Below are 17,408 nucleotides of genomic sequence, written 5' to 3' on the forward strand. Positions count from 1 at the left end.
TGTGACTCCCAACGACAGTGCTGAAAGGGCTACTTGGCCCACTTGGCCTGGAGGAGGTTGATGCCCGGATAGGGCTGGGCCTTGATGCCGGTGAGCTTCTTCGGGTCCCAGGCGGTCATCAGCTCGTTGTGGACGACCGGGTAGATCACCGCCTCTTCGGCGACGATGTCGATGTAGTCCTGGACCATGGCTTTCTTCTTGGTGGCGTCGGGCTCGCGCGTCGCCTGGTCCATGTCCTTGAAGAGCTTCTTGGCGGTGGAGTTGTCCGCCCAGCGGGCGTAGCCCATCCACAGGTTCTCGGGGCCGTAGTTGTAGTGCATGATCAGGTCGGGGTCGATGCCGAACTGGTTGGGGTTCGACGCTGCCGCGACGATCTGGTAGTCCTTCTTCTGGTCCATCTTGGTGAAGACGGCCGTGGTCTCCTGCGGGTCGAGCGTCGTCTTGACGCCGATCGCGTCCCACGAGGCCTTGATGGTCGGCAGACAGTCGACGATCCAACTCACGTTCACCGCCATGAGGTTGATCGACAGATCCTTGACCCCGGCCTCCTTCAGGAGCGCCTTCGCTTTCTTCGGGTCGTACGCGTAGACCGTCTTCGCGGGCCGGTAGGCGGGGTTGGACTCGTTGAGGAACGAGGTCGACGCCTTGCCGTGGCCCTTGAGCGCGACCTCGATCATCTTCTCGGTGTCGATGGCGTAGTGCAGGGCCTGGCGCACGCGCACGTCGTCGAAGGGCTTGTGCGCGGTGTTGAACATCAGGAACAGGTTGTTCATCCCCGCCCCGCCCTCGACGGTGAGCCCGCCCTTCTTGAGCTGCTCGATGTTGGCGTACGGGATGTTGTCCGCGATCTCCGAGTCGGCGCTGCCGCCGGAGATCTTCGCGACGCGGGGCGCCGCGTCCACGATGGTCAGCCAGTTCATCTTCTTGAAGGCGGCCTTGCGGGGGCCGTTGTAGTCGTCGAAGGCCTCGAAGGTGGTGTTGGACTTCGGGGCGTGCGACGCCTGCTTGTACGGTCCCGAGCCCACTGCCTTGCCCTTGGTCGCGTCGTCCCAGGCGCCGGGCTTGGAGAAGACGTGCTTCGGCATGATCTTGGCGAGGGAGAGGCGGGCGAGGCCGTCCGGGAACGGGAACTTCAGGACGAGCTCGACGGAGGTCGCGTCGACCTTCTTGACCTCCTTCAGCCAGCTCTCGAAGAAGCCCTTGGCCAGGGTCTGCGTCTTCGGGTCCAGGATGCGGTCGAAGACGAAGACCACGTCGTCGGCGGTGACGGGCTTCCCGTCGTGCCACTTGGCGCCGGGCCGCAACGTGAACTTCCAGGTGGTGGCCTTGTCGTCGGTGGGGATCTCCGTGGCGAGCGCGGCATAGGGCTCGCGGGTGATGGGGTCGGTGTTGAGCAGCCCCTCGTAGATGTGTTCGTTGCCGGCCATCGCGAACGCGGACGCGGTCTGCGTCGGGTCCCAACTGCCGTCGTTCCCATAGCCGATGACGGCGGTGAGGGTGGAGTCTCCGCCCTTCCCGCCACCCCCTCCGGCGTCGTTCGTGGACTCGGGTCCCGACGAGCAGGCGGAGAGCGTGGTGGTGATGGCGGCGGCCGCGCCCAGCGCACCGGTGTACTTGAGGAAGGACCGGCGGTCCGGTGCGGGCCCGGTGTGTCCGGTGGAGCCGATCGGCCCGAGGGGCCCGGTGGAGCCGGTGCGGGTCTTCTGGTCGCTCACTGTGTCTCCCTTGAGAGATCCCACGTCCTACGTCGTGGTGGCGTGGCGACCATAAGAGCGCCGCGAAGGCCGGTCAAGAGATCGCGCACGGATCCGAATCCGGGCCGCATGCGGGCCGTCCCGAACGATGTTGGTCCGGAGGTGGGACGTGGGATGTCATCCGTGCCTACGATGTGCCGCATGCCTCAGGAGCCAGTCCGCGAACGGCGCGTGGGCAGCCAAGTCCAGCGCGAAGTCATGCAGTTGATACTCGATCGCAGGCTCCGGCCGGGCGCGCTGCTGCCCACCGAGGCCGAGCTGATGGAAGAGCTGGGGGTCAGCAGGAACTCGGTGCGCGAGGCGCTCAAGGCGCTCCAGGCCCTGGACATCGTGGAGATCAGACACGGCTACGGGACGTACGTGGGCCAGGCGTCACTGACCCCGCTGGCCGACGGCCTCACGTTCCGTACGTTGGTTCAACTAGCCGACGACACCCGCGCGTTGGAGGAGATCCTCCAGGTGCGGGAGGTCCTTGAGGAGGGCCTGGTGCGGCGCGTCGCGGTGCTGCTCACGGACGAGGAGCTGAGCCAACTGGAGGCCCTTGTCCGGAAGATGGAGGAGGCGGCGGACGCGGGTGGGGCCTTCCCGGAGCTGGACCGCGAGTTCCACGAGACGCTCTACCGCTCCCTGGGCAACGAGCTGGTGCCGCAGCTGCTCGGCGCGTTCTGGAACGTCTTCAACCGGGTGGCGGGGGTGCGCGGGTGGGCCCGCGATCCGGCGCCCGACGTGACGGTGAGCAGGCACCGGGACATCGTGACGGCGCTGCGGGCGCGGGACGTGGAGGGGGCTCAGCGGGCGATGGCGGATCATTTCAGGGGGATCGAGGCGCGGTCGGGCCAGGAGTCGAGGGGGGTCGGATGAGACTGAGTTATTTCTATGACCGGGTTACGTCTCTGGCTTACGGCGGCGACTACAACCCCGAGCAGTGGGGCCCGGAAGTCCACGCCGAGGACGCCGAGTTGATGCGCGAGGCGGGCGTGAACCTCGTGACGCTAGGGATCTTCTCCTGGGCGAAGACGGAGCCGACCCCGGGTGCGTACGACTTCACCTGGCTGGACGGTCACATGGACCGCCTGGCCGAGACAGGCGTCGCGGTCAGCCTCGCCACGATGACGGCGTCCCCGCCACCGTGGCTGACGCGCCTGCACCCTTCGACCCTCCCCGTGACGGAGGACGGCGTCCGCCTGCACCCCGGCTCCCGCCAGCACTGGTGCCCGTCGAGCCCGGTGTACCGCCGATACGCCGTGCGCCTGACGGAACGCCTGGCCACGCGCTACGGCACGCACCCGGCCCTCGCGCTCTGGCACATCGGCAACGAATACGGCTGCCACATCTCACGCCACTGCCACTGCGAGGTGTCGACGGCGGCGTTCCGCACCTGGCTGCGCGAGCGCTACGGGACGGTGGCGGCGCTGAACGACGCGTGGTCGACGGACTTCTGGTCGCAGCGGTACGGCACGTTCGAGGAGATCCACACCCCGCGCAAGGCCCCGTCGTTCCGCAACCCGTCCCAGCAACTGGACTACTGGCGCTTCGCCTCGGACGAGCTCCTCGCGTGCTACCTGGCGGAGAAGGAGGTCCTGACCCGCATCACACCGGACGTACCGGTGACGACGAACTTCGTCCCGGTGGCGAAGACACTCGACCTGTTCGCCTGGGCGCCACACCTGGACGTGGTGTCGTACGACTCGTACCCGGACCCGCACGATCCGGATGCGCTCCACCGAACAGCCTTCTCGTACGACGTCATGCGCGGCCTGAAAGGCGGCCGGCCGTGGCTGCTCCTAGAACAGGCGCCGGGGGCGGTGAACTGGCGCGAGCGCAACGGCAGGAAGCCACCGGGCCGGATGCGCCTGGACAGCTGGCAGGCGGTGGCGCACGGGGCGGACTCGGTGCTGTTCTTCCAGTGGCGGCAGTCGCGCGGGGGAGCGGAGAAGTTCCACTCGGCGATGGTGCCGCACGGGGGCCGCGAGACGCGGATCTTCCGGGAGGTAAGTGAACTGGGCGCGGAACTGGCGGCGCACCCCGCCCTGCTGGGCTCACGCCCCGAGCGGGCGGACGCGGCGCTGCTCCTGGACTGGCCGAGCTGGTGGGCCCTGGAACTGGACGCGCACCCGAGCAAGGACGTGACGCTCCTGGAGGCGGCCCTGGCCCACCACAAGCCGCTGTACGAGGCGTCGGTGGCCTGCGACGTGGTCCCGGTGGACGGGGACTTGACCGAGTACCGCCTGCTCCTGATCCTCAACCTCTACTCGGTCTCACAGGAGACCGCAGAACGAATCCGCGCGTACGTACGTGAGGGCGGCACCCTGGTCATGTCCTACTTCTCCGGAATCACGGACGAACACGACCGCGTCCACCTGGGCGGCTACCCGGCCCCCTTCCGCGAGTTGCTCGGTCTCCGCGTGGAGGAGTTCGACCCGCGCCCGGACGGCACGTGGGCGGAGGAGATCCACTTGGAGGGCGCGGAGGCGGTGAGCACGTTCCCGGGCGGAGGCGCCCCTGCGGTGACGCGCCACGCGTACGGCGAGGGGGTCGCCTGGTACCTGGGCACGCGGCCCGCCCCCAAGGAGATGCGGGAACTCCTCGACAGGGTGCGGTCGGAGTGCGGGGTGGAACCGACTCTCCCGGACCTGCCGGAGGGGGTGCAGGTGCGGACGCGGGTCACGGGGGCGGGGGAGAGGCTGCATGTGCGGATGGACGCGCGGGACAACTCCGTTGTGGTGATCAGGGGCTGAGTTCCTCCGAGTGGCCTGGTGGACTGGGGTGGCCCGGCGAACTGGCGGGGGACCGTGATGCGTTCCTCGAAGGCGCTGAACGCATGCTTGCCGAGGCTCGCGCGTGGCGGCTGGCCGAGATGCGCCAGGAGCGCGGGTACACCCAGGCCCAAGTGGCCGAGCGCATGGGCGTCAGCAAGGTCCGGGTCTCCCAGATCGAGAGCGGCCAGGTGTCCGGCACGGATGTGGTGGCGCGCTATGTCGAGGCGCTGGGCGGCAGCTTGGTGATGGTCGCGGTGTTCGGCGACGGGGAGCTGCGGAAGGTTGGATGACGGGAGCGGGGCGCTTCACCGCGACGTGGGCTGACCTGCGCCAGTATTTCCCGTGCGGCAGCAGAAGCGGCAGGGTTAAGTTTCCGCCATGCCCGAACTCCAGCGTCTGCGCGCCGATCACGCTCCCGCCCTGCTCGCCTTCGAGCGCGAGAACCGCGGGTACTTCGCCCGGTCCGTGCCTGACCGTGGCGACGCCTACTTCGCCGAGTTCGCCGCCTGGCATGCGGCCCTGCTCGCCGAACAGGCCGCCGGGACCTGCCACTTCCACCTGTTGGTGGATGGGGAGGGTGCGGTTCTCGGGCGGGTCAATCTCGTCGACGTCGCGGACGGCGAGCCCGAGCTCGGCTATCGCGTCGCCGAGCGGGCGGCGGGGCGCGGCCTGGCCACCGATGCCGTACGCCGGCTGTGCGAGCTGGCCGAAGCCGATTACGGGCTGACCGCGATGCGGGCCGCGACGTACGCGGACAACGCTCGGTCCCGTGCCGTGCTTGAGCGTACGGGGTTCGTGGTGGTGGGGGAGGTGGAGCTGCCCCTGGAGGGCCGGACGGAGGTGCGCTACTTCCGGGAGGTCCTGCCGGGCTGAGGTCCCTTGTGGTTCGGGTGACGGGGGCGTTGCTGGGCCTGTGGTGGTGTTGGTTGCCGGGGCCGCCCGGTTGTCCTGAGGTTGGCGGTTCCGGGCCGGGTGTAAAGGGCGCTCCGCTGCGCTGCGCGTCGGCTGCGCCGATTCCGCTGCGCTCCACCCTTGACACCCAACCCTCCACCGCGCGAAGCGATATGACCGGGCGGCCACGGGGTGGGACTCTCGACCACTCCCGTCAGGCCATCACCCTTTCACTGCCGGGTGCGGCCCGGCTCATTGCGGGTGACCCCCAGGGGGAGTAGGGCGGGCGCCCGGTCCGCATCCGGCTCGGGGGTGGGTGCCGGTCTCGTCAAGCGGCTGCGGGCTGGTTCTTCCGGCGTGACAGTCACGGTGACGGGCGGGCGCCCGGTCCGCGATTGCTCCGGTGGGGGGTGCCGGGTTTCATCGAGCGGCCGTCGGTCGGATCTTCTGGGGTGGCCGTCACACGGAGAGTGGGTGGGCGCTTGGTCCGCATCCGCTCCGGGAAGCGGCACCGGCTCGTCAAGCGGCCGTCGGCCGGATCTTCCGGGGTGGCCGTCACGGGGAGAAGGGGTGAGCGTCCGGTCCGCATCCGCTCCGGGGATGGGTGCCGGTCTCCTCAAGCGACAGCAGACCGGATCTTCCGGGATGGCCGTCACGCGGAGGAGGGGCGGGCGCCGGGTCCGCATCCGCTTCGGGGGTGGGTGCCGGTTTCGTCAGGCGGCCGTCGGCCGGGTCTTCCGGGGTGGCCGTCACGGGGAGAAGGTGCGGGCGCCCGGTTCGCAGCCGCTTCGGGGAGGGGTGTCGGTCTCGTCAAGCGACAGCAGGCCGGGTCTTCCGGGGTGGCCGTCACGGGGAGAAGGTGCGGGCGTCCGGTCCGCAGCCGCTCCGGGAATGGGTCCCGGTCTCGTCAGGCGACAGCAGGCCGGGTCTTCCGGGGTGGCCGCCAGGTGGAGGGGCAGACGAAGGCCTGCTGAAGGGCGCGGGTTTCGTCACGCGCCTGCCGACCGGACGCGGGCCGGGGTGTGCAGGTCACGGCTGACGCGGGCCGGTCGACTCCGAGAGGGTGGGGGGTCCGGCACCTAATTCCGAGAAGGCGCATTACGCAATACGCGCGCCCCCCTTCTGCCAGAACACAACTTTGCCAAAGTAGGTGCGCCACACCACCCGCATCGCCCTGAAGAGCCCCGGCACCGAGATGTCGGTGGCGAGTGGTGAGGGCATCACGCACCGTTTCGCGGGGAGCCGACCCCGAAGGCGGCCAAAGCACACCCCGAGCGAGCGGATTGCAGAAAATTCCCACCCATGTGCCTCCAATACACGGGCTGGCGTGGCACTTTCCTGCAATCGGCTCCCCGCCCCGCCTACAGAACCCCTTCCCAGCGCCCGGCGGCAGCCCGCTCGGCAAGAACGGCCTCACCCCCGACCGCCCGCGCGCCTCACCCCGTGACGGCCACGGGCGGAAGACCCGGTCGGCTGTCGCCTGACGAGACCGGCCCCCCTCCCCGGAAGCGGCTGCGGCCCAGGCACCCACCCGTACCGCTGACGGCCGCCCCAGGAGATCCGGCCGACGGTCGCTTGACGAGCCGGTGCCGCTTCCCGGAGCGGACGCGGACCGGGCGCCCGCCCTTCTCCGCGTGACGGCCACACCGGAGGAACCAGCCCGCAGTCGCTTGACGAGACCGGCGCCCATTCCCGAAGTGGTCGCGGACCGGGCGCCCGCCCTTCTCCGCGTGACGGCCACACCGGAGGAACCAGCCCGCAGTCGCTTGACGAGACCGGCGCCCATTCCCGAAGTGGTCGCGGACCGGGCGCCCGGCCTCTGTCCGCGTGACGGTCACGCCGGAAGATCCGGTCGACGGTCGCTTGACGAGACCGGCGCCCATCCCCGGAGCGATCGCGGACCGGGCGCCCGGCCTCTGTCCGCGTGACGGTCACGCCGGAAGAACCGGTCGACGGTCGCTTGACGAGACCGGCGCCCATCCCCGGAGCGATCGCGGACCGGGCGCCGCCCTTCTCCGCGTGACGGTCACGCCGGAGGAACCAGGCCGCAGTCGCTTGACGAGACCGGCGCCCATCCCCGGAGCGATCGCGGACCGGGCGCCCGCCCCTTCTCCGCGTGACGGTCACGCCGGAGGAACCAGGCCGCAGTCGCTTGACGAGACCGGCACCGATTCCCGGAGCGGCTGCGGGCCGGGCGCCCGCCCCTTCTCCGCGTGAGGGTCACGCCGGAAGATCCGGTCCGCACCCGGCAGCGAGAGGGTGATGGCCCCACGGCCGTGGTCGAGAGTCCCGCCCCTCGGGCCGTCCGGTCGTCTTCCCTCGCGCGGTGGAGGGACGGGTGTCAAGGGTGGAGCGCAGCGGAATCGGCGCAGCCGACGCGACGCAGGAGCGCCCTTGACTCCCGGCCCGGAACCGCCAACCTCGGGACAACCGGGCGGCCCCGGCGCCCTGTTCACCGCTGGGCCGCCGAAGCCTCCGCCTCTGGCCAGGGGCACCCTGCCTGTCAGTTGACCGTGCGGACGTCCGCCACAAACGCCGACCAGGCTTCGGAGCCGAGCAGCAGGGCTGGGCCCTCGGGGTTCTTGCTGTCCCGTACCGGGACTATGCCGGGGACTCCGTCGGCAACCTCGACGCAGTTGCCGCCCTCGCCGTTGCTGTAGCTGCTCTTGCGCCACTGGGCGGCGCCCACGAAGTCGTAGGCGACCTCTATGCAAGCCTCACCACCGTCGCCGCCGCTGTAGCTGCTCTTGCGCCAGCTGGCGTTGCTCAGGTCGTACTCGCGCATCGTCTGAATTCCTCCGACGCCGAATCGATCAGATCCAGGGACGCCTCCGGCGACAACGCGACGGCCCTGAGCTGATCGTAAGACGCCTGCGTCCGCTTCACCACAGCCGGATCGTCCAGCAAATTCCCCGAAAACACCGCCTCTGTATAGACAGTTGGCGGTGCGTCCTCGAACTCCATGAGCCACATCATCTTGCCCATCGGCGAGTACGCCCCAGCCGCGAACGGGAGCACTTGGACCTGCACCTTGCGCTCGTGCGCCATCGCCACGATGTGATCGAGCTGCCGGGCCATCGTCGCGGGCCCGCCGACCGGCATGCGCAGCACCGTCTCGTGCAGGATCGCCCAATACACGGGTCGTGCCGCGTCCTTGAGGAGCAGCGTGCGATCCATTCGGGCTCGGACCAGATCCTCGATGTACTCGTCGGTGGCGAACGGGTTGCTGCCGAGGAAGACCGCTCGTGCGTACTCGGGGGTCTGCAGCAGCCCCGGGACCACCGCCGGTGCGAAGTCGCTGATCTCCGTCGCGAGCCGCTCCAGCTCCGCAGCATGCGCGAAGTACTCCGTAAACGGCTGATCCTTGATGAGTTTGCGCCACATCCGCTCGAAAAGGCCATCGGTTTGCAGAACCTCGTCCAGTCGCTGCGCCACATCCAACTGCGGTTTCCGAATGGCCTGTTCGAATAGGCCGATGTATCCGCCGGATACAAAGACCTGCACCCCCAGTGCAGACTGCGTGAGCCCCGCATCCTCCCGCCGCCGCTTCAACTCCGCCCCGAAGAACTCCCAAGCCGCCTGTCGCGAACCATTGGCCATGGCCAACCACCCTCCACTGCGCAGCAGTTGTAGCGCACAGACTCCTGCCGAGTGTAGGTCGGACCCGTCACCATCGAGACACGAAGCGTGAAATCCGATGGGAAAGGGGATCCACGTCATGGCTGAAAGCAAGGCGTACTTGACGCTATGCGTCGAAGAAGCGGAGGAGACCATGAAGGAATTGCGCGCCGCACTCGCGCGGGCCGGAATTATTCTTCCGTCATTGCGGATCGACCCCACATCCTTGACCCGCGAGGCCCCCTGTCCACTCATTGAATTGGAAGGCGGAGGGAGGGCATGAACCTGTATCTGCCCATCGGCGCCTACGCAGTAGATACCCGCACCGGCCAGGTCGGCAGGGTCATGGGCCACGAAGGGCCCTACATCCAGCTCCGTCCCTTCGGCGGCGGACGGGAGTGGGACTGCGCCCCGGACGCACTCAGAACCGCCACCGACTCGGAGCGCCTGCGCGCCGCGACCGCCTATGCCAATGCCCGAAGCCGGGGTGAAGTGCCGTGACGTAGGACGTAGGGCGTGACGTAGGGCGTGACGTAAGGTGCGGCGCCATGGCCATATGGAAGTGGAGCAAGCCGAAGGTCGAGTCCAGGTACCCGACACCGCTCACCATGCACCAGCTGTGGATGGTGTCGCTGAGCGCGCCGGTGAGCCGGGACAAGGACGCGTCCCGGACGACCCTGTATCCGTTCACCCGCGTCGACGACGGCAAGGCCCAGAAGTGGCTGGCCGACCAGTGGGAGATCACCGCGCCCGAGCAGCTGCTCGGGCGCCTGGGCGGACTCGCGAACACCGGCTACCGCGCCATGGCCCAGCGGCGCCTCGGCATCGCACCGCTGGCCTGGGACATCGCGCTCTACGTGGACATCGCGCGGCGCGGCTTCGCCTGCGGGATGCTGAGCGAGGCCGACACCTGGAACCGGCTCAAGAACATCGTGCCGACGGTCGCGGGGACGTACGCCTCCTGGAAGGAGTACGCCGACCACTACCTCCTCGGCAGGCAGGTCTGGAAGGACAGCCTCAGGGGCACCCAGGACGAGAGCTTCCCCGCACCCCAGGCCGCGTCCGACGCCCACCTCCAGTCGCTCCTGGACCCGGCGAACCGGACGAGCCCCTGGAACCTCGCCCCCTGGGAAGCGATCAGCCACCCCGACCGGTCCAGGACCGCCCGATAGCGCGTCACGCCGCGGTGTTCCGTAGCGCTCCTCAGCCCATCCGCCAGCGGCGGAGCTTCTCGGGGTTTCGCACCGCCCAGATATTCCTGATCCGGTCACCCACGATCTCGAACGCGAAGACGGTCGCGAGCTCGCCGTCCTGCCACGCCACCAAGCCGGGCAGACCGTTGACCGTGCACTCCAGGAACGTGGTGCGGTCACCCGACCTGCTCGCGATCCTGGCGTAGGCACGTGCGATCCGCTCACCGCCCAGGATCGGGTGCAGGTGGGTGACGGCGAGACCGCCGCCGTCGGCGGTCGCGGTGGCGTCGGGGTCGAGCAGGCCGATCAGGGCATCGATGTCCTTGGCCTCCCACGCCGCCTTGAACCGCCTGACGACGGCGGCCTGGCCGGCACCCGGGCCCGCCGGGGTCTGCGCGGTGCGGATGCGACGGCGGGCGGACGTGGCCAGTTGGCGGCACGCCGCCGGAGTGCGGCCGACGATCTCCGCGACCTCGCCGAAGGGGTAGCGGAAGACGTCGTGCAGGACGAACGCGACGCGCTCGGCCGGGGTCATCGAATCGAGGACGACCAGGAAGGCCATCGTCACCGATTCGTCGAGGGTGACCCGGTCGGCGGGGTCGATGACGCCGACCCCGGAGAGCCCGTGGACCGACTCCGCGGGCTCGGGCAGCGGTTCCGGGATCCACGCGCCCACGTACGTCTCCCGCCTGGCCCGCGCCGAGCCGAGCAGGTTCAGGCAGATGCGGCCGGCGACCTTCATCAACCAGGCGCCGGGCGACTCGATGGCCTGCTGCTCCCGTGCGGACATGGCGTACCAGCGCGTGTAGGTCTCCTGCACGACGTCCTCGGCGTCGGCAAGGGACCCGAGGAGCCGATAGGCGAGGTTGGTCAGCCGGCGCCGCTCGCGCATGATCGCGCTGAGGCCCGGATCGCTCTGTTCGTCGCCGGGCTCGGCTCTGCTGGTCATGGTCCGACCGTCTCCCTCGCTCGCTTCCGTGCCTCTACCCGTTACGACAGGACAGCGCACCGGAATGTGAGGCCGACGCATCCGCCTCACATTCCGAAGGGCTGCGCTGTCGTACCGGTGAAGACGACAGCAAGGCCGACAGCAAGGCCGACAGCAAGAGGGAGAGGGGACTGACGATGAACGACTTCCAGGCCATCGCGGACCGCGTCGAGATCGAGGCACTGCGCGGCGAGTTCACCGACGCGGCGATGATGCGCGACCGGCCACGCCTGGCGTCGCTGTTCACACCGGACGGCGCCCTGCGCATGCCCGACATCCCCGTCGAGCAGGTCGGCCGTGAGGAGATCCGCGCCGGGGGCGAGCTGCTGCAGAGCCAGTGGGACTTCTTCGTACAGACCACGCACCCCGGCACGATCCTGCTCGACGGCGACACCGCGACCGGCCGCGCCTACATCCAGGAACTCGCGCGCACCCTCGACGGACGCCAGGGTCTGAACTACGCCGTCTACCACGACCGCTACCAACGCACCGCGGAGGGCTGGAAGTTCGCCGAGCGGGTGTACGAGGTCAGGTACCTCGACACCTCCCCGCTGGGGGGCACGGCGCCCCACGCGGCGCAAGGCTCCGTGACCAGCTCGGCAGCCGCCACGGCCACCCCGGCTCCGGCCGCGTCCTTCGCCGACCCGGCATCGGCCGGACAACTGGAGAGGGCGGCCGCCGCGCTGCGTGCGGGCGGTTTCGCCGCCGAGATCCTCGACGACGCCGCGGCCGCGCGCGTCCGTGTGAAGGAACTGATCCCCGAGGGCGTCGGCGTGCTCACCGGAGCCAGCGAGACGCTCCGGCTGTCCGGCATCGACGAGGACATCAACGCCGGCGGCCAGTACGACGCCATCCGGCCACGCATCCTGGCCATCGACCGTGCCACCGGCGCCGACGAGATCCGCAGGCTGGTCGCCTGCCCCGAATTCGTCGTCAACAGTGTCGCCGCGGTCACCGAGACCGGTTCGCTCGTTCTCGCCTCGGGCAGCGGCAGTCAACTCCCCGCCAACGCGGGCGGTGCCGCCCACGCGGTCTGGATCATCGGCGCTCAGAAGGTGGTGCCCGACCTGAACACAGCGCTGCGCCGCGTCGAGGAGCACGCCCTCCCGCTGGAGAACGCCCGCGCCCAGGCGGCGTACGGGATGCCCAGCGCCGTCAACCGCCTGCTCATCCTCAACGCGGAACCCCGACCAGGGCGCGGCACCGTGCTGCTCCTCCGAGAGGCCATCGGATACTGACGTGGCCGGGCCCCGCCCTGGGGACTAGTGCTGCTGCGGCTTCTGCGGCGTCACCTCGCTCGGCCGCACGATGACGTATCCCTCGCCCCGCAGCATCAGCTGCACCGCCTCGCCCGAACCGCCCCTGATCATCGAGCCGATGGACTGCGAGCGGTGGAGTGTGGTGTCGAGGTTCGCCGTCCAGCCGACCACCGCGTCCGTGTCGACGTACACCGGCTGCTGGGGCGAGACCGGGATCACCAGCGGATTGCCCTCGCAGACCAGGCCGAGCTGCCCGGCTCCCGTGAAGACGCTGTTGAAGAGGCCGCCGCCGGTGATGCCCGCGCCCTTCACCGTCTTGATCTCGTACGACAGTGTCGAGTCGAAGCACAGGACGTTGCGGCCGTTGACGGTGAGGACGTCGCCCGGCTCGATGTCGACTATGAAGCAGTTCTGCGCCTCGTGCGCGAACCACGCCTCGCCCTGGCCGCGCACCGCCATGAGCGGAAGCCCCTCACCGGTCATCGCCCGCTTGAGCATGCCGCCGACGCCCTGGCCCTTGCGCTCGAACTGGAGGTCGCCGCGGTAGGCGATCATCGCGCCCTGCCGTGCGTGCATCTCGCCGTTGACCGCGTACTTGATGGACTTGGCGTTGTGCAGGGTCATCCCGGGGACGACGGACTGCTGCGCCATGTGCTCCGTGGAGAACAGATCACTCTTCATGCGGGCATTTTGACAGGTGTGAGTGGTTCGTCCAGGGGGTGCGGGGCAACGGGCGCAAGGGGAAGGGCAGTTGACACCCGGGCGGGGAGCGCCAGGAGGGCGAGACCCCGGTGCTCCGGGTCACCGGGGCGCGGATCAGCGGGCGGCTCGGGCAGGAGCAGGCGTACGCCGCTGAAGGGGCGTACCAGACGCTCTCGTACGCCCTGATCGTCACCGGCTGGACCCTGGACCCTGGACCCTGGCCACGACCATCGCGGCGGGCGTCACGCGGGCGATCAGCCGGCAGTAGGGGCGATCGGGCACCCCGGCCACGGCTGTCGGCCCCGTACGCGAGAATGGGCGCATGAGCCTGTTCCGTGATGACGGCGTCGTGCTGCGCACCCAGAAGCTGGGTGAGGCGGACCGCATCATCACGCTGCTCACCCGCAGCCACGGCCGGGTCCGCGCCGTCGCCCGCGGCGTGCGGCGCACCAAGTCCAAGTTCGGGGCGCGGCTCGAACCCTTCTCCCACGTCGACGTGCAGTTCTTCGCACGCGGCAGTGAACTCATCGGGCGCGGCCTGCCGCTGTGCACACAGAGTGAGACCATCGCTCCGTACGGTGGCGGGATCGTCACGGACTACGCGCGCTACACCGCGGGCACGGCCATGCTGGAGACCGCGGAGCGCTTCACCGACCATGAGGGCGAGCCCGCCGTGCAGCAGTATCTGCTGCTCGTGGGCGGTCTGCGCACCCTCGCCAACGGCGAGCACGAGCCGCATCTCATCCTCGACGCGTTCCTGCTCCGCTCCCTCGCCGTGAACGGCTACGCACCCAGCTTCAGCTCCTGCGCGAAGTGCGGAATGCCCGGTCCGAACCGGTTCTTCTCCGTCGCCGCGGGCGGCTCCGTCTGCGTCGACTGCCGGGTGCCCGGCAGCGTCGTACCCTCGTCGGAAGCCCTCGGCCTGCTCGGTGCGCTGCTCACCGGGGACTGGGAGACCGCGGACGCGTGCGAGGCGCGGCATGTCAGGGAGGGCAGCGGGCTCGTCTCCGCCTACCTGCACTGGCACTTGGAGCGCGGACTCCGCTCGTTGCGGTATGTCGAGAAGAGCACGTAAGCACGTCAGCACGTCACGTACAGAGAACAGCTAGGTAGGAGAGAGCCCCCCATGGCACGACGCGGAATCCTCGGACGGTCCCGCCGTGAGTACAAGGTCCCCGAGCCGCACCCCTCGGGCGCCACGCCGCCGAAGATCCCCGGTGAGCTGGTGCCGCAGCATGTGGCGTGCGTCATGGACGGCAACGGACGCTGGGCCAAGGATCGGGGACTGCCGCGCACCGAGGGGCACAAGGTCGGTGAGGGCGTCGTCCTCGACGTGCTCAAGGGCTGCCTGGAGATGGGCGTCAAGAACCTTTCGCTGTATGCCTTCTCCACCGAGAACTGGAAGCGCTCGCCCGACGAGGTCCGCTTCCTGATGAACTTCAACCGCGACGTCATTCGCAGGCGCCGGGACGAAATGAACGAGCTCGGGATCCGGATCCGCTGGGTGGGGCGCATGCCCAAGATGTGGAAGTCCGTCGTCCAGGAGCTCCAGATCGCCCAGGAGCAGACCGTCGACAACGACGCGATGACCCTGTACTTCTGCGTCAACTACGGCGGCCGTGCCGAGATCGCCGACGCCGCGCAGGCCATCGCGCGCGATGTCGCGGCGGGCAAGCTGGACCCGTCGAAGGTGAACGAGAAGACCTTCGCCAAGTACATGTACTACCCGGACATGCCGGACGTGGACCTGTTCCTGCGCCCGAGCGGCGAGCAGCGCACCTCCAACTACCTGATCTGGCAGTCCAGTTACGCCGAGATGGTCTTCCAGGACGTGCTCTGGCCCGACTTCGACCGGCGCGACCTGTGGCGGGCCTGCCTGGAGTACGCCGGGCGCGACCGCCGGTTCGGCGGGGCGATCCCGAACGAGGAAGAGATCGCGAACAGTTGACGCGGACGCACGGTGGGCCCGCACCGAATCCGGTGCGGGCCCACCGTGCGTTCAGCTCACGTCACTTCTGCGCGCACTCCGCACAGGTCCCGAAGATCTCCACCGTGTGCGCCACGTTCACGTACCCGTGCTCGGAGGCGATCGCCTCGGCCCACTTCTCGACCGCGGGGCCCTCGACCTCGACCGCCTTGCCGCACACCCGGCAGACCAGGTGATGGTGGTGGTCGCCGGTGGAGCAGCGGCGGTAGACCGACTCGCCCTCGTCGGTGCGGAGCACGTCGACCTCGCCGGCGTCGGCGAGGGACTGGAGCGTCCTGTAGACCGTGGTCAGGCCCACCGAATCGCCCTTGTGCTTGAGCATGTCGTGCAGGTCCTGCGCACTGCGGAACTCGTCCACCTCGCCCAGGGCCGCCGCCACAGCGGCGCGCTGCCGGGTGGATCGGCCTCGTACCGGGGGTCCCGCAGCCGTTGTCACAGGTGCCTCCTCAACTGACTCAACTGAAAACTCGCACGATCGCCCGCACATCTGTCATATCCCGTCGGGCCATTGTGCCAGCTCGCTCTCAGACGGTGACCTCGTCCGCCGGGCGCCGCGCCTCGGGGACGTCCGCCGTGCAGGTCGCGTCGGCGGCCGCCACGGCCCGTGCCCGCCGCCGTGCCAGAGGCGTCGCGAGCGCGGTCAGGACGACGAAGACGCCGATCGCCATCAGGACGATGGTCGCTCCGGGCGGCACGTCCTCGTAGTACGACGTGACCGTGCCGGACAGTGTCACGGCGGTGCCGATGACCACCGACAGGATGAACGTCACCTTGAACGAGCGGGTGATCTGCTGGGCCGCCGCGACCGGCACCACCATGAGCGCGCTCACCAGGAGCAGGCCGACGACGCGCATCGCGACGGTGACCGTCACCGCGGCCGTGACCGCGATCAGGAGGTTCAGGGCCCGGACCGGCAGCCCGGTCACCCGCGCGAACTCCTCGTCCTGGCTCACCGCGAACAGCTGCTTGCGCAGGCCGACCGTGACCAGGACCACAAAGGCCGCGAGCAGGCAGATCGCCGTGACGTCGGAGTCCGAGACCGTCGAGAGCGAGCCGAAGAGGTACGAGGAGAGGTTCGCGTTCGAGCCGGTGTCCGAGAGGTTGATCAGCAGGACACCGCCCGCCATGCCGCCGTAGAAGAGCATCGCGAGCGCTATGTCACCGCGCGTCTTGCCGTACGCCCTGATCAGCTCCATCGTCACCGCGCCGACGACGGCGATCAGCGTCGCCATCCATACGGGGCTGGAATTGAGCAGGAAGCCGAGGCCGACGCCCGTCATGGCGATGTGGCCGATGCCGTCGCCCATCAGGGCCTGGCGGCGCTGGACGAGGTAGATGCCGATGGCCGGGGCCGTGATGCCGACGAGGACGGCGGCGATCAGCGCCCGCTGCATGAATTCGGTCTGGAAGATTTCCATCATCATCAGGTCAGCAGTCCCGTGCGGATCGGCTCGTCGGCCGAGTGCGGATGTACGTGGTCGTGGCCGGGCAGCGCGTGCTGTCCCGTGGCCTTGGGCGGCGGACCGTCGTGCGTCACGCAGCCGTCGCGCAGGACGACCGCGCGGTCGATCAGCGGCTCAAGGGCGCCGAGCTCGTGCAGCACGAGCAGGACGGTCGTGCCGGCCGCGACCTGCTCGCGCAGGGTCTGGGCGAGGATCTCCTGGCTGGCCAGGTCGACGCCCGCCATCGGCTCGTCCATGATCAGCAGCTCGGGCTCGGAGGCGAGCGCGCGGGCGATGAGCACGCGCTGGTGCTGGCCGCCGGAGAGCGCGCTCACGGAGTCCTTGGCGCGGTCGCCGAGGCCGACGAGCCCGATCGCCCGGTCGACCGCCGCGCGGTCCGCCTTGGTCGTCCAGCCCAGCTTCGACAGCTTCGTACGCGAGAGACGGCCTGCCGACACGACCTCGCGGATCGTCGCGGGGACGCCGCTGGCGGCCGTCGTGCGCTGCGGTACGTAGCCGATGCGGGCCCACTGGCGGAAGCGCTTGAGGGGGGTGCCGAAGAGGCTGATGTCGCCGCCGGTCAGGGGGACTTGGCCGATCACGGAGCGGACGGCGGTGGACTTGCCCGAGCCGTTGGCGCCGAGCAGGGCGACGACCTCACCGCGCTTGACGGTGAGGTCGATGCCGCGCAGCACCGGGCGCGCGCCGAGGGTGGCCGTGGCCGCCCTCACGGATATGACGGGCGGGACGGACCCCGCGTCGTCCGTGGCTTCCATGGCTCCCATGGCGTGCGCCTCCGATGCTGCTAGCCGTGC

The 17,408-nt window shown here is 69.5% G+C and carries 18 protein-coding genes; 10 read left to right on the forward strand and 8 right to left on the reverse strand.

Going from position 1 to position 17,408, the window contains the following annotated elements; translation table 11 throughout:
* Positions 1-29 precede the first annotated feature (29 nt).
* A complete protein-coding gene (locus tag M4V62_RS28185; protein ID WP_249593034.1) occupies positions 30-1,667 on the reverse strand; it encodes an ABC transporter substrate-binding protein in 1,638 nt (545 codons plus the stop codon).
* A 219-nt stretch (positions 1,668-1,886) separates the two neighbouring features.
* Between M4V62_RS28185 and M4V62_RS28190 the strand changes: the two genes are divergently transcribed.
* From M4V62_RS28190 to M4V62_RS28205, 4 genes are all read left to right on the forward strand, one after another.
* Positions 1,887-2,615, forward strand: a complete 729-nt coding sequence (locus M4V62_RS28190; RefSeq protein WP_249593035.1) for a FadR/GntR family transcriptional regulator — start codon at positions 1,887-1,889, stop codon at positions 2,613-2,615.
* A complete protein-coding gene (locus tag M4V62_RS28195) occupies positions 2,612-4,492 on the forward strand; it encodes a beta-galactosidase (protein WP_249590002.1) in 1,881 nt (626 codons plus the stop codon). Before M4V62_RS28190 ends, M4V62_RS28195 begins: the two co-directional genes overlap by 4 nt.
* A gap of 23 nt (positions 4,493-4,515) precedes the next feature.
* Positions 4,516-4,803, forward strand: a complete 288-nt coding sequence (locus tag M4V62_RS28200) for a helix-turn-helix domain-containing protein (RefSeq protein WP_425575086.1) — start codon at positions 4,516-4,518, stop codon at positions 4,801-4,803.
* An 88-nt stretch (positions 4,804-4,891) separates the two neighbouring features.
* Entirely contained in the window at positions 4,892-5,386 is a 495-nt protein-coding gene (locus M4V62_RS28205) for a GNAT family N-acetyltransferase (RefSeq protein ID WP_249590004.1), read from the forward strand.
* A gap of 2,521 nt (positions 5,387-7,907) precedes the next feature.
* Here the strand turns inward: M4V62_RS28205 and M4V62_RS28210 are convergent.
* Together M4V62_RS28210 and M4V62_RS28215 are read right to left on the reverse strand one after the other, a co-directional pair.
* Positions 7,908-8,189: a DUF397 domain-containing protein gene (locus M4V62_RS28210; RefSeq protein ID WP_249590005.1), complete on the reverse strand. Its 282-nt coding sequence runs from the start codon at positions 8,187-8,189 to the stop codon at positions 7,908-7,910.
* Positions 8,171-9,004 (reverse strand): helix-turn-helix domain-containing protein, encoded by an 834-nt coding sequence (locus M4V62_RS28215; RefSeq protein WP_249590006.1) that lies wholly within the window; start codon positions 9,002-9,004, stop codon positions 8,171-8,173. The genes M4V62_RS28210 and M4V62_RS28215 overlap by 19 nt, the downstream gene beginning before the upstream one ends.
* A gap of 118 nt (positions 9,005-9,122) precedes the next feature.
* Here M4V62_RS28215 and M4V62_RS28220 point away from each other — a divergent pair, with 118 nt between their 5' ends.
* Genes M4V62_RS28220 through M4V62_RS28230 form a run of 3 tightly spaced genes read left to right on the forward strand, consistent with a single transcriptional unit; the run spans position 9,123 to position 10,194 of the window.
* Positions 9,123-9,305, forward strand: coding sequence for a hypothetical protein (locus M4V62_RS28220; protein WP_249590007.1), 183 nt, complete (start codon positions 9,123-9,125; stop codon positions 9,303-9,305).
* Positions 9,302-9,523, forward strand: a complete 222-nt coding sequence (locus M4V62_RS28225; RefSeq protein ID WP_386545179.1) for a hypothetical protein — start codon at positions 9,302-9,304, stop codon at positions 9,521-9,523. The genes M4V62_RS28220 and M4V62_RS28225 overlap by 4 nt, the downstream gene beginning before the upstream one ends.
* Before the next feature lie 47 nt (positions 9,524-9,570).
* Entirely contained in the window at positions 9,571-10,194 is a 624-nt protein-coding gene (locus M4V62_RS28230; RefSeq protein WP_249590008.1) for a DUF1266 domain-containing protein, read from the forward strand.
* Positions 10,195-10,225: 31 nt separating this feature from the next.
* Here the strand turns inward: M4V62_RS28230 and sigJ are convergent, their stop codons facing one another.
* Positions 10,226-11,164, reverse strand: coding sequence for an RNA polymerase sigma factor SigJ (gene sigJ, locus M4V62_RS28235; protein ID WP_249590009.1), 939 nt, complete (start codon positions 11,162-11,164; stop codon positions 10,226-10,228).
* Positions 11,165-11,340: 176 nt separating this feature from the next.
* On the opposite strand from sigJ, the gene M4V62_RS28240 reads away from it, so the two are divergent.
* On the forward strand, positions 11,341-12,441 hold the full coding sequence (locus M4V62_RS28240) for a nuclear transport factor 2 family protein (RefSeq protein ID WP_249590010.1): 1,101 nt from the start codon (positions 11,341-11,343) through the stop codon (positions 12,439-12,441).
* A 24-nt stretch (positions 12,442-12,465) separates the two neighbouring features.
* Here M4V62_RS28240 and M4V62_RS28245 read toward each other — a convergent pair whose 3' ends face one another.
* Positions 12,466-13,143 (reverse strand): AIM24 family protein, encoded by a 678-nt coding sequence (locus M4V62_RS28245; RefSeq protein WP_249590011.1) that lies wholly within the window; start codon positions 13,141-13,143, stop codon positions 12,466-12,468.
* 343 nt (positions 13,144-13,486) lie between these two features.
* Between M4V62_RS28245 and recO the strand changes: the two genes are divergently transcribed.
* Together recO and M4V62_RS28255 are read left to right on the forward strand one after the other, a co-directional pair.
* On the forward strand, positions 13,487-14,239 hold the full coding sequence (recO, locus tag M4V62_RS28250; RefSeq protein ID WP_249590012.1) for a DNA repair protein RecO: 753 nt from the start codon (positions 13,487-13,489) through the stop codon (positions 14,237-14,239).
* A 51-nt stretch (positions 14,240-14,290) separates the two neighbouring features.
* Entirely contained in the window at positions 14,291-15,112 is an 822-nt protein-coding gene (locus M4V62_RS28255) for an isoprenyl transferase (RefSeq protein WP_249590013.1), read from the forward strand.
* Positions 15,113-15,173: 61 nt separating this feature from the next.
* Here the strand turns inward: M4V62_RS28255 and M4V62_RS28260 are convergent, their stop codons facing one another.
* Genes M4V62_RS28260 through M4V62_RS28270 form a run of 3 tightly spaced genes read right to left on the reverse strand, consistent with a single transcriptional unit; the run spans position 15,174 to position 17,378 of the window.
* On the reverse strand, positions 15,174-15,638 hold the full coding sequence (locus M4V62_RS28260) for a Fur family transcriptional regulator (protein WP_249590014.1): 465 nt from the start codon (positions 15,636-15,638) through the stop codon (positions 15,174-15,176).
* A 37-nt stretch (positions 15,639-15,675) separates the two neighbouring features.
* Positions 15,676-16,569, reverse strand: coding sequence for a metal ABC transporter permease (locus tag M4V62_RS28265; protein WP_361057979.1), 894 nt, complete (start codon positions 16,567-16,569; stop codon positions 15,676-15,678).
* A gap of 5 nt (positions 16,570-16,574) precedes the next feature.
* Complete coding sequence (locus M4V62_RS28270; RefSeq protein WP_425575069.1) at positions 16,575-17,378, reverse strand: metal ABC transporter ATP-binding protein; 804 nt, start codon at positions 17,376-17,378, stop codon at positions 16,575-16,577.
* Positions 17,379-17,408 lie beyond the last annotated feature (30 nt).

It is taken from the genome of Streptomyces durmitorensis, assembly GCF_023498005.1.
Lineage (GTDB): Bacteria > Actinomycetota > Actinomycetes > Streptomycetales > Streptomycetaceae > Streptomyces > Streptomyces durmitorensis.